The sequence below is a fragment of the Acidobacteriota bacterium genome, from assembly GCA_003225175.1.
Taxonomy (GTDB): domain Bacteria; phylum Acidobacteriota; class Terriglobia; order Terriglobales; family Acidobacteriaceae; genus Gp1-AA112.
On record QIBA01000061.1, the window covers coordinates 28,378 to 43,005 of the forward strand.

Annotated in this window: 11 protein-coding genes and 1 pseudogene; 6 read left to right on the top strand and 6 right to left on the bottom strand. The window is 54.5% G+C overall.

What is annotated here, in order from left to right; genetic code table 11:
* Positions 1-4 precede the first annotated feature (4 nt).
* Entirely contained in the window at positions 5-2,641 is a 2,637-nt protein-coding gene (locus DMG62_18090; protein PYY21534.1) for a glycosyl transferase, read from the bottom strand.
* A gap of 1,092 nt (positions 2,642-3,733) precedes the next feature.
* Between DMG62_18090 and DMG62_18095 the strand changes: the two are divergent.
* Positions 3,734-4,120 (top strand): annotated as a pseudogene (locus tag DMG62_18095) (hypothetical protein).
* Here DMG62_18095 and DMG62_18100 read toward each other — a convergent pair.
* Both DMG62_18100 and DMG62_18105 read right to left on the bottom strand, forming a co-directional pair.
* Complete coding sequence (locus DMG62_18100; protein ID PYY21535.1) at positions 3,893-4,483, bottom strand: hypothetical protein; 591 nt, start codon at positions 4,481-4,483, stop codon at positions 3,893-3,895. The pseudogene DMG62_18095 and the gene DMG62_18100 sit on opposite strands and share 228 nt — an antisense overlap.
* On the bottom strand, positions 4,483-5,184 hold the full coding sequence (locus DMG62_18105) for a hypothetical protein (GenBank protein ID PYY21536.1): 702 nt from the start codon (positions 5,182-5,184) through the stop codon (positions 4,483-4,485). The genes DMG62_18100 and DMG62_18105 overlap by 1 nt, the downstream gene beginning before the upstream one ends.
* Before the next feature lie 240 nt (positions 5,185-5,424).
* On the opposite strand from DMG62_18105, the gene DMG62_18110 reads away from it, so the two are divergent.
* A complete protein-coding gene (locus DMG62_18110; protein ID PYY21537.1) occupies positions 5,425-6,450 on the top strand; it encodes a short-chain dehydrogenase in 1,026 nt (341 codons plus the stop codon).
* 205 nt (positions 6,451-6,655) lie between these two features.
* Positions 6,656-6,865, top strand: coding sequence for a hypothetical protein (locus DMG62_18115; protein PYY21538.1), 210 nt, complete (start codon positions 6,656-6,658; stop codon positions 6,863-6,865).
* A 70-nt stretch (positions 6,866-6,935) separates the two neighbouring features.
* Here the strand turns inward: DMG62_18115 and DMG62_18120 are convergent, their stop codons facing one another.
* Entirely contained in the window at positions 6,936-8,171 is a 1,236-nt protein-coding gene (locus DMG62_18120) for a hypothetical protein (protein ID PYY21539.1), read from the bottom strand.
* A 501-nt stretch (positions 8,172-8,672) separates the two neighbouring features.
* Between DMG62_18120 and DMG62_18125 the strand changes: the two genes are divergently transcribed.
* Positions 8,673-8,927, top strand: a complete 255-nt coding sequence (locus tag DMG62_18125; GenBank protein ID PYY21552.1) for a type II toxin-antitoxin system HicB family antitoxin — start codon at positions 8,673-8,675, stop codon at positions 8,925-8,927.
* 189 nt (positions 8,928-9,116) lie between these two features.
* On the opposite strand, the gene DMG62_18130 is transcribed toward DMG62_18125, so the two are convergent.
* Entirely contained in the window at positions 9,117-10,061 is a 945-nt protein-coding gene (locus DMG62_18130; GenBank protein PYY21540.1) for a hypothetical protein, read from the bottom strand.
* Positions 10,062-10,304: 243 nt separating this feature from the next.
* Here DMG62_18130 and DMG62_18135 point away from each other — a divergent pair, with 243 nt between their 5' ends.
* Entirely contained in the window at positions 10,305-12,233 is a 1,929-nt protein-coding gene (locus DMG62_18135; protein PYY21541.1) for a hypothetical protein, read from the top strand.
* Between the two features lie 39 nt (positions 12,234-12,272).
* Here DMG62_18135 and DMG62_18140 read toward each other — a convergent pair whose 3' ends face one another.
* Positions 12,273-13,274, bottom strand: coding sequence for a hypothetical protein (locus tag DMG62_18140; GenBank protein PYY21542.1), 1,002 nt, complete (start codon positions 13,272-13,274; stop codon positions 12,273-12,275).
* A 402-nt stretch (positions 13,275-13,676) separates the two neighbouring features.
* Here DMG62_18140 and DMG62_18145 point away from each other — a divergent pair, with 402 nt between their 5' ends.
* Positions 13,677-14,618, top strand: a complete 942-nt coding sequence (locus tag DMG62_18145; protein ID PYY21543.1) for a hypothetical protein — start codon at positions 13,677-13,679, stop codon at positions 14,616-14,618.
* Positions 14,619-14,628: the final 10 nt, after the last annotated feature.

A 14,628-nucleotide genomic window follows, 5' to 3' on the forward strand; every position in this document is an offset into this window, starting at 1 on the left:
GGTGTTACCCTGCCCCTTGGCGAAGCGATTTCTTCGCCGCGGCTGTTTCACCAGGAACAGTTGTTGCAGGCCTGACTCGAAGCTTGCCGGTTGCCGGCACTATTTCTGCGAGTTTCAGGTTGGGAACCGCCGCAGCTCTCGCCGCCCGCTCTTCAGCCACAACTGGGCTCAAGAGGGCCCCGGTTGCAGCCGCACATTCTTGAAGTCCTCGTGCGGCAACAATCATTGCCATTGCGGCGAGGATGGCCGCACCTGCCCACGCTCGATGCAATGCCGCGCCCGTGGAAAAACCGCAAAATAAAACAACGAGCGCAATTGCTCCGGCCGAAGGCTTGGGCCATACACGAAATCTGACCAATTGCCGTCCCATTCCGTGTTCTTCCACCGCCATCCGTAAGCGGGCCGCGCCGAGGAGATTTGGCCGTACTTCGAGGTCCCAGCGGTCGAAGTCACCACCTGGGAGTACGCACGCTCCATCTGCCCGCAGACCTGATTTGATGGATTGCAGTCTTTCGTTGGGAGCGCGCCAATGCTCGTTCCAAATTCGGAAATTGCGCGGCCACGGAAATGCCATGACGGATGGACCACGCCTTCGCCATAAAGTCAGTCCGCAACCAAGCCGTCCATAGAGGCGGGCCGCCGGCTGGAGCACGTGCAGAAAAGTAATCAACACACGGAGTCTCATCTGAGGAATTCCAGGTCGAGCGGCGCGCGTGATCTTAGTCCGTGCCGCGCTCAAATACGACTGGAGTACCGGTATAGCAACTGCGAGGGCAAGAAAAGGCAGCGCGAACAGCAGAGGGTTCCAGAGTTTACCGATACCAGATAATGCAGCAAAACCTGGAATCAGCAAATACCACTCGGGCATTAGCGGCAGCGCTGAAAGCGTGCCGTGTGCCGGCTGGTAAATGGATTGAAATGGCGCGCTGCCCCACACGCCCTGATAAATTCGTGTTCTTCGCAAGAGCCCGTGTACATGGCCGTTACCATAGACTCGCCCACTCCAGCTCACGTGTCCGGCTGTGTTGTATTTATCCGGCCACTTGGCTTCCAGCAACGCTTCGGCTTTCCCATATCCTCGCTGCTGTTTCCAATATGCGCGCACTGAGCCGCGTCGGTGATGCCACACCATGGCTGCTGGACAGAATCCCAGTTTTCGGCCGCTTTGCTTCAAACGCCAGCACACATCGACGTCATCGCCGGCAACTCTGAACTGGGAATCGAATCCGCCAATTGCCACCAACTCGGACTTGCGGAATGCCATGTTGCATCCGGGAATGTGTTCTGCCTCACTGTCGGAAATAAGGACATGCACCGGACCTCCAGGCGCATTGGCAATGCACTCCGCGATTAACCGAGTGCCAGTTGGCGCGATGTTTGGTCCTCCGACAGCCGCGAAATCGGTGGACATGAAAGTGCGCGCAAGGTATGAGAGCCACTGAGGATCTGGATAAGCATCGTCATCGAGATAGGCGACAATTTCCCCGCGGGCCGCTTGCAATCCGGTATTTCGCGCACTGCTCAGCCCGCGATTCGGAGTGCTGATCACGCGAAAGCCATACTCGCGAGCCAGGGCTGCCGAATCATCCACCGAGCCGTCATCTACGACGATCACTTCAAAGTTTGGATAATCGACCCTCCTTAAACCTTCACAGCACTCCCGGATGGTGCGCGACCCGTTGTAAGTACAGACCACTACTGATATGTGAGGCAAGGATACGTCTGGCGAAAATGGACTTTGAGAGAACGCTTCGCGCACAGCCGCTAAAGCGGGCTTCGGCGACCTGTCACGGCCGGTGAGACCGAACTCCCAATCCTCAGCTTCGGCACCGCCTCTAAACCATTCATCCGTCCAGGAGTAAACGAAGACGCCAGCGCAGCCGGCTTCGAAGGCTGTACGAATTTCCCAATCGAGTACGCGTGCTTGGGTCTCTTTGCCATTGCGAAAGCTATCCAAGCCAATCTCCCCCATAAGCAGGGGAGCGTCACCCGCGATGTTCTGTAACCGACCCAAATAGGCCGCGAATTGCTCCTGCGATTCGAGGTAAACGTTGAAGCAGAAAAAATCCAGGAAGGGTAACTGCAGATATTCAGTAGAGGGATAGTTGACGTATGTAACAATGCCGGCTGGATCTTCGGCCTTTACGACCTGATAAAGTTTTTGGAGGTATCTCTCCACTCTATGGCGCCCGTGCCACCGCACGATCGCTGCTGGAATTTCATTTCCCAGCGAGTAGGCAAGAATGGCTGGATGCCCAGCGTAGGAACGCACCTCCTCACGAAAGATCTCGGCAATATCTGGCGCGCCGTTTCGGTCCGAAAGAAAGCCAATGTATTGATCGGCGGAAAGGTCGATAACAACACGAAGATGATGCTGTTGAGCTATGTTGAGTAACGAGCATGGCGGCGTGTTATAGACCCGGACAGCGTTGATGCCATTCGCCGACATCAACGCAAAATCGCTCTGAACTCTTTCTAAATTGTGATACTGATTTCCAGTTTCATCGGGGCGAAATGTTCCGTAAGTCACACCGCGGACGTATAACTTCTCGTCTCCAATCCAAATAAACTTGCCTTGCACACGCGGGCGGACCTCCGCACGAATCAATGGTGAGAACCGGAAGGCGACTCGTTCGTACATGAGTACTGCTCTTGGAATCCCGTTTTGGTCCTGTTGGATCGGATTCTGACTTAGCTTTGACCTACTTAAATAGGCGACGAGTGCTGCTCGGTCTTAAGCTATGGATTCGGCAACCGCTTTTGGGGAACGGACTGGCGAGCTTTGCAAAGTTGACGCGGCGCGCCCAGAAACCCCGCATTTTGGTGCAAAGCTGAAATACAAGTCAAGGGGTAAAACTTAACAAAATGGTAACCTTGCGATGTCACTTGAATAAGTGGAAGTCAAAGTATGCCGCCATGTTCTTGTGATGCACCTTCGGCATGTGCAACACTTTGCACATTCATGATCGCGCGACTCACCCCAACTTAAAAGCCAACCAGAGCGCAATCATGACACGCGTCGTGATCGGCTGATCAAGACGCCGTGGCGCAAGAATCAATGCCCGCACTGCAGAAGATTGCGATCTACAGACAACCCTGCGCCTGGCTTTTGACTGGTAATCACGATTGGGATTACCGAACTTAATCACCTTTAAAAAATTCCGCGATAATGTTTCATTCCATAGCTAAAGCGACTCGTCATGAGCGCTGATCGGCAGCTCTCCTCTCCACCATTTCTTTTAGGCGAGTCTTAGCCAGCCGTACCGTTCGATCATCGCCGGCATCATTCCAGGTAGAGCAACGGATTCAGCATGAACCTGGCCTAATTCACTGCTGTGCACGGAACAGCGAATTTATCAGCGAATTTAACAGCGAATTTTTTCACAAAAGGGCGGCGAGCAACGGACGATTCCGCGCAACCGCCTGCCCGCGAAGGGATTACGGAAGTTCGCGATTTTTCCCCGCCACAAAGAACAGTGAATAACAGTGAATAAGCAGTGAATTCTGAAATTCGCATCCGTTGCTCGCGCCAGCGTCGGATGGTTGCGGCAAGCACTCTCCCACAGCCGCGCGAGTTCCAAAATGAAATTTCACGTTGACTCGAAATCTTGACTCGTGGTAGCACCGAACTAGCTTCGGTGCTGAGGCAGGTTCGGTGCTGGAGGATGGCCGCTCCGGAGATGACAATCCCGACCGCGTAACTCCCGCAACCACAGCCGTCTTCGCCCTGATCATGCACAACCATCCGCCGGCGACGCCTTCAACCGCGGAGGCACAGGTCTTTGACCAGATGCTGGCGCGCAATCTGCGCTCCGGCTAACTGTTATTGCGCACCGCAGTGCCGCTGATGCTGAAACAAGGGAGCGGAGTGGTCGTCAACATCGCCTCTCGCTCAGCACTCGATCATGCAGCCGGAACGGCTGCATATGCCGCGTCCAAGGCCACTGCCGTCGCCATGATTGACTCCTTGGCAGCCGATCTCAGAGGCACCGGTGTGCGCGCAAATTGCGTCCTTCCGGGCATTATCGACACCGCCGCCAACCGAAAAGCGATGCCCGGCGCTGACTTCTCCAAGTGGCTGGAAGACAAATCGATCGCTAGCGAAGAAGTTGACCAATGAACAAATCAGCACACTGGCAACGTTTGCTGCCAGATAAGGCCATCGCAGACCCTCAACCAGCACCCATGTGAACCCGAGATTGCCCAAAATCGAGATAAGTCCGTTAGCAATATGAAATCGCAGCAATCTCGTCCACACACCATGGCGAAAAGGAGCGACTACATCAGCCCACGTCAGGTGTTCGTGCCACACGAAATTATGCAGAACCGCAGCCTCCACTGCGATTGCCGTCGCGGTCAGATAATTCGTTGATAATCCTCGTTTTAGCGCTAAAAGAACTGCAAGTTGTAGGACAAACCCCAAAATTCCAACCGCATTAAACACTCCCCAGCGTCGCAGCTGCCGTCGTTTACCGGCACTCATTACAGTCGCTCCAGTTCGTAGAGAGTCCGAGTGTGTCGGATAAACGCGAAAATCGCGATTGCTGTCATCCCGATCGAACCCAGGACAGCGCCGAAATCCCACAGACTTAAAGGCAATCCAAAGGGATGAACTACAGGATGAAAGAATACATATAAGTTGCCAGTACACAACAAGATACGCAATTCTGTCGGGCCAAAGCAGAAGTACGACATCTCGAACTGAGCAAGGGCGTAAGTGGCAAGAAAAATTTCGGATGAAAGCAGCAGATAAGCAACCAGCATCCACACCGCGATCAGCGGATTCATGTATCCCGAGAGCCCCATTCCAGCCAGAAGCGCGCTTACTCCGAAGCAATCGATTACGTGGTCTACGTAAAATCCATACCGCGGACGCTGCTGGTTGCGGTATCGCGCAAGTGTTCCGTCGAGACTGTCGCCGAACCAATTCACCGCCAAGAAGAAGCAGGCCAGTAGCAAAGCGTAGCGATTAAAGCGAGACAACGCGTAAGAGGCGCCGGCTAACAGCATTCCGGCGGCTCCTAATATGGTTAAATGGTCCGAATTAAGCGCATTTGGCATACGTTCTGCGCACCAAAGAAGCGCTTTCTTTTCAGCTTTGGTGATGAAACTCTGCTGGATTCTGGCCGCTTCGCGAAACTTCTCGACCTGCGATGCGACGATTCTGAGCTGCAATTCTGACATTTTGAGGTCTCCACAACGAACCTTTCGGGCATTCCCAGCCCTGCTTTGCGACCTATTTGAGGCACTTTGGGGCGTAAGCACAATGCACAGGCGCTCCGGCGGAGGTAAATTCAAGGTAATTCGGCAACACTCCCAGGTGCAACAAGTTAGGAGGAAGATCATCGAGTCGATGACATCCACCTCCTCAACCGACCTCTTCTAACCTCTTTAGTGGTGCTTTATTCCGCCTATGGAGCCGAAATGGGATTCCCTAAAGTAGTCGTTGTTACCGGAGCATCCGCTGGAGTTGGTCGTTCTACCGCTCGTTTATTCGCAAAAAAAGGCGCTGATGTCGCTCTGATTGCACGTGGAATCGACGGTTTAGAGGCAGCAAAGCGCGAAATTGAAGCCTTTGGACGCCGCGCTTTGGTCCTTCCAATCGACATTTCCGACGCTGAAGCCGTCGAAAATGCGGCTACCAGCACCGAACAAGAGCTCGGACCGATCGACGTTTGGGCCAATGTGGCCATGGTTTCGGTCTTTTCGCCGTTCACAAAAATGACTGCCGCGGAGTTTAAACGCGTCACCGACGTCACTTATTTGGGCTATGTGTACGGCACAATGTCGGCTTTGCGACGCATGCAGTCGCGCAATCGCGGCACAATTGTGCAGGTTGGATCGGCTTTGGCGTACCGAAGTATCCCTTTGCAGTCGGCTTATTGCGGCGCTAAACACGCTATTGTGGGCTTCACCGACTCCATTCGGTGCGAGCTAGAGCACATAAAAAGCAGAGTTCGGATCACTGCAGTGCACCTTCCGGCGCTCAATACGCCGCAATTTAGCTGGGTTAAGAGCCGTTTGCCGCGCAAACCGCAGCCTGTTCCGCCCATCTTTCAGCCGGAAGTGGCAGCCAAAGCGATCGTCCATGCGGCCACTCATCCCCGCCGAGAACTCTGGGTTGGCGCCTCGACGGTCGCCGCCATCCAGGTGCAAAAATTCATTCCCGGACTGCTCGACGAGTACCTCGGCAAGACCGGATACGACTCGCAACAATATGATGGCCCTGCCGATCCGAATCGCCCCAACAATCTCTGGAAGCCGCTGCCTGGCGATTCAGGTGCTCACGGAGAATTTGATCATCGCGCGCACAACCGGAGCTGGCAATCGACTCTCAACCTCAATCGCCGCTGGATCGGATGGGGAGTGCTGGTCGCCGGAGTTGCAGCAGCGCTGCTTGCCGGACCGCCTGCCGTGACCGATGAAGCTGTGACAAAAGAAGCAGCTTGATCAGTTCCCAGATCAGGAAGGCTCTTTTTGCTGCGAAGAACGCTCCGACTGAGCAGAACCACCTGCGGTAGCGGGTGGTGCTTCGGCTTGCCTCAAATGTTCTGTTGTCCAGCAATGCGCACCCATTTTAGAGTTTCGGTGGTATCGGCTTTCTCCAAACAAGTGGCGCTTCCCGAGAGCAGTCTGTCCGCTGCATGCTTGAACAGTGCAGATTCGAAGTCAGCACAAAGAACGCCAGCGGAGGCTGCCCATTCGACACACGATTGTCTTCCTCGCTGCTCTCATCTTGAGTTCGCCGACCTGCCGTTTTGAACAATCCTTCTCAGATAATGGCGGCAAGACCCGGGAGGTGAACTGGATCGCGATGGACACGCGAACAGCAAATGAATCCGACGGCGCCTCTCACCAGCGCTGAACGCTCGAGGGACGCGCGAGCACATGACGAGAAGCTCACGGAACCAGCGGCGTATCGCCGCCGGTACTGATCAATCCATGCCGCTAATCTTGTAATACCTGGCCATCCAGTACGACAGGATGTAATCGATGGCTGCAGTCTCAATCGTGCCATCGCCGCCACCGTATAGCAGCCGCGGACTTCGTTGCCAGAGAAAGTCCGTATTGGGACGCTGCGGCACGGGAATAATGACGCATGCACGATCCGTTTGGCCGCATGCCGGATATTGAGAGGTTAGGTCTACCCAGGCGTCGCGCCGCGGACGCTGCAGCCACTGGTTCAAGAGTTGCACGGTCTGCTGATCGCGCACCAGGTCCTCGCCCTGGATTGCGCGATTGATCATGTTGAAGTGCGCATTCTGATGGGTCTGCGTTGTATTCCAGAGCACCGAATAGGCTGTCAGATAGCTTCGCAGGAAGGGCGAAGTCCTCTCTTCGAGTCGGATCAGGTTATAGAGATTGATGCTGTCGAGATTGAACTTGAAGTAATGGTTATGGTCATCGCCGCAGTCATAAAGAATGGGCAGAGCCACGAAAGCCGAGAGCGCCGCGCGGTAGGCCTGATAGGTAAGCTCGAATCGCGGGGGATTTACATGACGACCGACTTGAAGGAAGCTCAAGATCTGGTCGGGATGACTCAAAAACGAAGTGCTGATGGTGCCGTTTGGCATCACCACTGACCAGTGGTTCGCGATGAGATTATTGAGAAGGCGAGTGACTTCACTACTCACGTTCGACCGGACGGAATCGTCGTCCACCATGTCATAGGCGATGCCCAACCCAAAAAACACTCCCGAGTACTGATCGCGGGAAGTGTTACCAACCCATTTGTAGCTCTGTCCCGAAACGGTACCGTCATAGATCCCGAGATCCTGGTTTTCGGCGGCTAAATCTGCAGCATACGGCGAGTCTGCCGGAAACAGGCATCGCGCCAAGACATCCGTTCCCGTTATCTCTCTCAGCGACTGGATGCCGGCTAACGCTCGCCGCAGATTGTCGGATGAACCGGTTACCTGGTAACGGAACGCCTCCGCCGCCAGGTAGTGGCCACTCCAGATCGCCGAATCGCGGCAACGGGTGTAGCTCGAAACTGTGTTGTAGGCTGGGGAGCTTGGATCTGCAGAGGCGAACCGCGGATCGAGAATGGTCCCGTAAGGCACGTGCAGTGACTGGATGTTCTGAGAAATTGCCAGCGCATCACTCTCTGCGCCGAGACACGGAAGTACTGAAATCAGCAGAAAACAGAACGTGCAGAATGCCTTGCGCATAAGACCCCCTTTTTCGAACGCATGGAATAGCGGGCAGGTCCGAGAACGGAAATAATTCCCGGCTGCATATTCCAGATGGAGGTTTTCCCCGAGGGGCTGCCCCTAAATCTGCGAATTGCTGTAGTGGGGTGTTTGCCGCCAACCTGCACCCTGCCGCCCGGGTTTGGGCTATTCTGTTATGTGGTGATTTCATGATTGCTGATTTGGAAATCGCGAAATCACGAAATCGCAAATTGAAATCGAAACCCCACCGTGGGCGGTACGGATCCACGTTTGCGGCTCACGCCGCTTTGCCTGGTTCCTTTTCGGGATTGCCGATTACCTTGTGCTCAGACCGACTGGTCGTATCTTTCATCTCTTTTGGTTTGCCGATGGCTTCGGTCGGATTGTCGGCTGCGCAGGTGGCATCACCCTTTGGCTTCCTTATCCGGTGGCGTAAAATTCGGCAACGCCAACACGATGCCAGTTAAACGCAAAGCTCCGCGCAAGATCCAGCAACACATCACAGAAGTAGACGAGGTCGCGATCCGCCTGCGGGTTGAGCCGTTGAAAGAGGGGGGATACCTGGCGACCAGCAGCGATATTCCTGGTCTGGTTGCGGAAGGACGCAGCGTGACCGAAGCAGTCGAAATAGCTCAGGGGCTGGCACGCAAGATCGTCGAATCGTGCATAGAGCACGGCGATCCTCTTCCCCCGGTTTTTGCAAAAGCCTCTCGTGAACCACAGGAGTTCATCGTACCCGTCGGCATCCGCTGAGATGCGCACCCTTCCGAAAATCGAGGCTGTTACGAAACTCAATAATTTTGTTACCTATGGTGGTCGCGGTCCAGGCGAAGCGCAATATGTTGTGGTTTCAAAAGAGGAATTTCGAGTTTCGTAACAGCCTCAAAATCGCGGAAGGATGCGGCACGCGGCACGCTGCGGCCCAAGCGCATTTGTTCAAACTTAGTTACCACGACTTCCGTGCACTTTCTCTCTTCGGGAGAAGAGAATCTGCGCGTCGGTGGCCGCACTCAGTCGTCTCGCGAAATATAACGTCAAGCCATCCCAGGATAGAGCTGGCGTTACGTCCCCGGCGGCTGTGTTGAGTTCGTCCACGGGTATCGGCGTTGACCAGGGATCGTGAGTTGCCGCTCGTGTCGAGGTCCAGAGATCCTGACTCTGACCGACCGAGCCGGGCCGATTTGACTGGAAGAAGATCTCCAGCCCGTCGCGGCGGAGATACGGGCGTCCTTCGTTCCACAATGGGTCGCTCAGCTCCTGTACCTTGATTGGGCTTTCGAACGAGCCATCCGGATTTCGAACGCTCGCATATATGTCGACTCCATTGTTTTGATTCCCTGCCGGATTGCTGACAAAGTACATGTAAGTCAGACCTGACTCCTCGTCGTCGAAGAGCGCCGGACCTGAATCGAATCCTTTTGTATTTATGGGTGACCCAAGGTCATCGAGGTTGCGGGCGGGTTCCCATGCGGAGTCGTCATGCGTGTGCTGCCGGTATGACACCATGAGGTCGAATCCACCTCGTCCGCCCGGGCGATCACTGGCGAAGTAAAGCCAGTGCCCGTCGGAGGAGACGAACGCCCCACGGTCGTTGTAGGCCGAGTTCACAGTATCCGGCAGCTTTTCCGGTGTGCCCCACGGCGCGTCTTTGCGGTCGCGATGGACGACCCATATGTCCTCGCCGCTCTTTGTGACGTCGCCTCGTTGAAAGTAGAAGCTTAAGTCATCCTTCGAGATCGCGCTTGCGAACTCGAGGGCGCTGCTGGTATTAACCTCATCGAATACTGTGGGCGTCGACCAGGCTGAGTAGCGTTGCGCTGTGGCTCCAAGTGGGCTCACCAGGAAGAGAGCGACCGACAACACGATCACCAATAGACAAGTCCTCATCTTATATTCTCCTTTTCTGGGGCAGCGCACCGGATAAGCACAGGACGCGAGTGCACTAGCTCATGTGCCGCACAGCTTCCCGCTCAATTCCAAAGACCTCAATGGAAACAAGATGATTTGTTCCGGCTATTTGGGTGACGTGATAAGTCTTTGCTGTATCTGATACTTAGCCCAATAGCTGTCAACCCAATTTGGGTACATTACGTGGTATGCTGCTCCGCATCTTTTTCCAGGCTGAAGCAGATGCAGGCTGTAACCCGATGCAAGAACATATTTCGCTTCGGGCCTTTTGAGTTCGATCCCAATACTCGTGAGCTGCGAAAGCACGGTTTGCGTGTTCAGCTTATGGGCCAGCCGGCCGAGGTGCTCACACTTTTGCTCGAACGTCCCGGCGAAGTCATACGCCGTGAGGACCTTCAGAGTCGGCTCTGGCCCGGCGACACTTTTGTCGAGTTCGAGAACGGAGTCAATGCCGCAGTAAAACGTCTGCGCGAGCGGCTGGGGGATTCAGCCGACACACCACGTTACATTGAAACTATTCCACGCAGTGGATACCGATTCATTGCTCCGGTAAGTCACGTATCGAACGGAAACAGTGCCTCCGTTGTAACCAGCGACACAAAACCAGCAAACCTACCGGATCAACCTCCCAATACCGTAGCCAAGGTCAGGATCAACCCTCGCTGGTGGTTCGGCGCACTGGCTGCCGCTGCGATTCTCGCCATTGCGCTCTATTCGGTGGTGTCGCGCTCCAGTCGACGGCTGGAGCGTCCGTCATCTGTTCAGATCAGGTCAATCGCTGTCCTGCCCTTCGCGAATCTCTCCGGCGATTCCGAGCAAGAGTATTTCGCCGACGGCATGACCGACGAGTTGATAACGAGTATCTCGAAGATTCCTGGGTTAACGGTGATCTCGCGCACCTCAGTCATGCGATACAAGAGGACGAACAAGCAATTGCCCGCCATTGCGCGTGAACTGAACGTAGATGGCATCATGGAAGGCACAGTGCTGCGCTCTGGAGATCGGGTACGTATCACCATCCAGTTGCTTCATGGTCCCAGTGATACTCATCTATGGGCGGACACTTATGAACGCGATCTTCATGATGTGCTCACTCTCCAGGACGAACTGGCCGATGCGGTTGCGCGCCAGGTGAAAGTTGCGGTCACGTCTTCTTACCAATCATTCCAGCGAGAGCACAGCCGTTCGCTCGACCCAAAGAGCTACGAGTCTTATCTTAAAGGTCGTTATTACTTCAATAGCTTGCAGGTCGAGAAGGCGGCAGCAAGCTTCAAAGAGGCCATCAACTTAGAGCCGGAGTACGCTCAAGCTTATGCCGGCTTGGCGGAGACGTATGACTTATTTGAGCCGCAGAATGCAGCTCCTGCCCACCAAGCGATCTCTACTGCCAAGGCTGCAGCCCTGAGGGCGCTCGAGCTCGACGGCAATGTTGCTGAAGCGCACACTTCATTAGGGTGGGCAAACATGGTATATGACTGGGATTGGACTGGAGCTGAGGCGAGTTTCAAGCGCGCACTGCAGCTCAACCCCAATTCTGAAACTGCTCATTTATGGTACGGCTGCGAACTGGTTTGGGAAGGCCGATTCGACGAGGGACTCTCCGAAATGAGGCGCGCCCAGGAGGTGGCTCCTGCATCTGCCCATATGGCTGCGTTCTTCGCAATGGGACTCTATCAAGCTCGCCGATATGAGGAAGCAGTTAATCGATCAAAAGAGGCGCTTGAGCTCGACCGCACATATCCGGCGGCCTATCAATGGCTCGGACTAACCTACGCGGCAGTGGGACGGCATGAGGAAGCGATCAATGAGCTTGAGAAATCTCTGCAGTTTTCAAGAGACCGAGGAGTGCGGATATCGGTGGCGTTGTCCAGGCTCGGATATGCCTACGGAGTTGCCGGACGACGAGCGGACGCCTTGGCGATCCTCGAACAATTGCGAAGAATGTCCGCCACGAAACACGTTCCACCTCCGCACTTCGCCATCGTTTACATCGGGATGGGGGATAAAGATCGAGCTTTTGACTGGTTGAATAAAGGCTTGAGAGAGCGCTCGTATGAAATGCCGGTAATAAAAACCGATCCACGATTTGACTCTCTCCGCAACGATCCGCGTTTTCAGGACTTGCTCAAAGACATGAGCTTCCCACAATAGACGGCCCTTAAATCTGGGCTGCCGGATCCACGTTGCGGCTTACGCCGCTTTGCCAGGTTCCCTTTCAGGATCGCCGATTACTTTCTGCTCTGTCTCACTGGTCGTGTCTTTCATTTCTCTTGGTTTGCCGACGGCTTCGGTGGGATTATCGGCGGCACGGGTTGCTGCATCGCCTTTGGCTTCCTCATCCGGCGGATGCACGGTGAGATCCATCGTCTCCGACCCGATTTCGATGTCTTTGCGTTCCCGGAGCTGACGGAAAGCTTCGGCGTAGATGAAGCTGCTGGCCTTGCGGCGCTGCTTGGGATCGACGATGTAGCGCAACGTCACTTCGATGTAGTTGTCAGTCACTCCGATATAGACATCGGGTTCCAGTTCGAAACGCGGCACCATGAAATAGCGCTGCATATTCTCGATCTTCTTGTGCGCACCCTGCAGAAACTCGCGTGTGTACTCTCGTCCGACCGCTTTCAGGATTTTGGAGATTGCTTTCACATTGCTGGCATAAGTCACCGGAATGCGAATCTCGTCCCAGATATAGCCGAAGGTTCGCGTGTAATTGAAGACGGGAGTACCGAAGACCTGCGCGTTGGCAAACTGAATCGTGCGTCCACTGTATTGATCGCCGCTGATCCAGTTGCCAATCTCCATCATGCGCGTGTAGAAGAAGCCGACGTCAATCACATCGCCACTCAGTTTATTGATCTCGATGCGATCGCCACCGGAGTACATGTGGCCGGCAAAAATGGCGATGCGTCCGGCGATGCTGAGCAATGGCTCCCGCAGCGAGATCGCCAGACCAGCTCCGATAAGTCCCCAGAACTGTCCCTTAAATTGGAGCTTACTGGCCCAAACCACGATCAGCGCCGCGATTGTGAGTACGGTGATGGTAGTGTTCACCAGGCGATAAAGCCGGTAGTGCTCTTTGGGGGAGATGTCGCGCGCCTCGATGATCTTGCGGGCAAGCAAGGCTCCGCACCACGCCAGGAGGAGAATCCCTAGCGAACCAAACACCGGAACTTCGTAAGGAAAACGCTGCATCCCTAGGTGAGATGCCGCTATAAAGGTGCGCGTTTTACTTGAATGGATTTCGCGGGACAGCAGAAAACACGCGGTAAGCCGAAGAATAGATCTAATGAGAAGATCAGGATTACCGGATTACCCGCGAAGAGCTTGGCAGGATGGTTTATAAGGTGCGACACGCTACTACCATGTAGCTCTGCAATCAGAAAGGCTCGCCACCGAGCCCGGGCCTCGAAGGGATACCATCAGCACCAGCCTGGCCTGCGATACGACAATACTCCTGGCATCATAACAACCCGGCAGCATCGGATCAGATTGTCCTCCCTGTCCCGAATTTGAACTCCAGACTTTTGCAAAAGCAATGAAGTGCCATGCCTGTTTGGTTGCGAGCGCGTTGTTACATCTATATCATTTGCAGGAATGGTAGTACCAGCGAAACAGGCTTTAGGCAAAGCGCCAAGCAAACATGATGTGCCATGGCTACTACTGATGTTCAGTCTGCCTGCAAAGCAGGCGAGTCGCCGTGTGGAAGTGTGGCGCAAACTGAAGCAATACGGCGTCCTTGCTCTGCCTAGCTCTGGATATTTGTTGCCTAACACCGCGACAAATCAAGAGCACTTTGAATGGCTTGCTGCTGCTATTCGAAAATACAAAGGCAATGCATCCGTCGTGAAGGTGAATGATATTGACGACCAGCCCGTCGCACTATTGCGTCAGAGGTTCAGGGAAGCAAGGTCCCGCGACTACCAAGAACTACAGCGCAAGCTCAGGACAAAATCAGTTAAGGCCAATTCGGCAGATCTGGTACGACTGCGAAGGCGCTTTCAACATATCGTCAACATCGATTTCTTTAATAACCCGCTACGCAGCAGGGTCGAAAGCTTACTGAATAACGTCGACGGACTTGCGCAAACCATTCCGAGCGCAGCTGGCAAAAAAAGAAAAGAATATCTCAATCGGACTTGGGTAACCCGGCCAAGGCCCGGCATCGATCGGGTTTCATCGGCTTGGCTGATCCGCAAGTTCATCGACGCACGCGCACGATTCGCCTTTGCCGATGACCCGCGCAAAGTTCCGAACGCAGTGCCCTTTGACATGTTTCAGGCCGGCGGTTTCGGACATCGCGGCGAAGACTGCACCTTCGAAACCTTGCGTAAGGAGTTCGCTATTCGTGATTCAAAGGTGGCGGTCATTGCACAGACCATTCATGACGCCGATTTGGAAGACGAGAAATACGGACGCTCCGAGGGAATTGGCCTGGATCGGGTTTTGATCGGCTGGGCGCAGGAAGGCACAGCCGATGAAGAACTGCTCCGCCGGGGAATGGAAATGATCGAAGGGCTTTATCAGGCGATTACATAAGAAACCATAG

Bases quoted from the DNA above. Each gene is read 5' to 3' on its own strand.
- DMG62_18090 (PYY21534.1), bottom strand. From the start codon at position 2,641: ATGTACGAACGAGTCGCCTTCCGGTTCTCACCATTGATTCGTGCGGAG.
- DMG62_18100 (PYY21535.1), bottom strand. From the start codon at position 4,483: ATGAGTGCCGGTAAACGACGGCAGCTGCGACGCTGGGGAGTGTTTAAT.
- DMG62_18105 (PYY21536.1), bottom strand. From the start codon at position 5,184: ATGTCAGAATTGCAGCTCAGAATCGTCGCATCGCAGGTCGAGAAGTTT.
- DMG62_18110 (PYY21537.1), top strand. From the start codon at position 5,425: ATGGGATTCCCTAAAGTAGTCGTTGTTACCGGAGCATCCGCTGGAGTT.
- DMG62_18120 (PYY21539.1), bottom strand. From the start codon at position 8,171: ATGCGCAAGGCATTCTGCACGTTCTGTTTTCTGCTGATTTCAGTACTT.
- DMG62_18130 (PYY21540.1), bottom strand. From the start codon at position 10,061: ATGAGGACTTGTCTATTGGTGATCGTGTTGTCGGTCGCTCTCTTCCTG.
- DMG62_18135 (PYY21541.1), top strand. From the start codon at position 10,305: ATGCAGGCTGTAACCCGATGCAAGAACATATTTCGCTTCGGGCCTTTT.
- DMG62_18140 (PYY21542.1), bottom strand. From the start codon at position 13,274: ATGCAGCGTTTTCCTTACGAAGTTCCGGTGTTTGGTTCGCTAGGGATT.
- DMG62_18145 (PYY21543.1), top strand. From the start codon at position 13,677: ATGGTAGTACCAGCGAAACAGGCTTTAGGCAAAGCGCCAAGCAAACAT.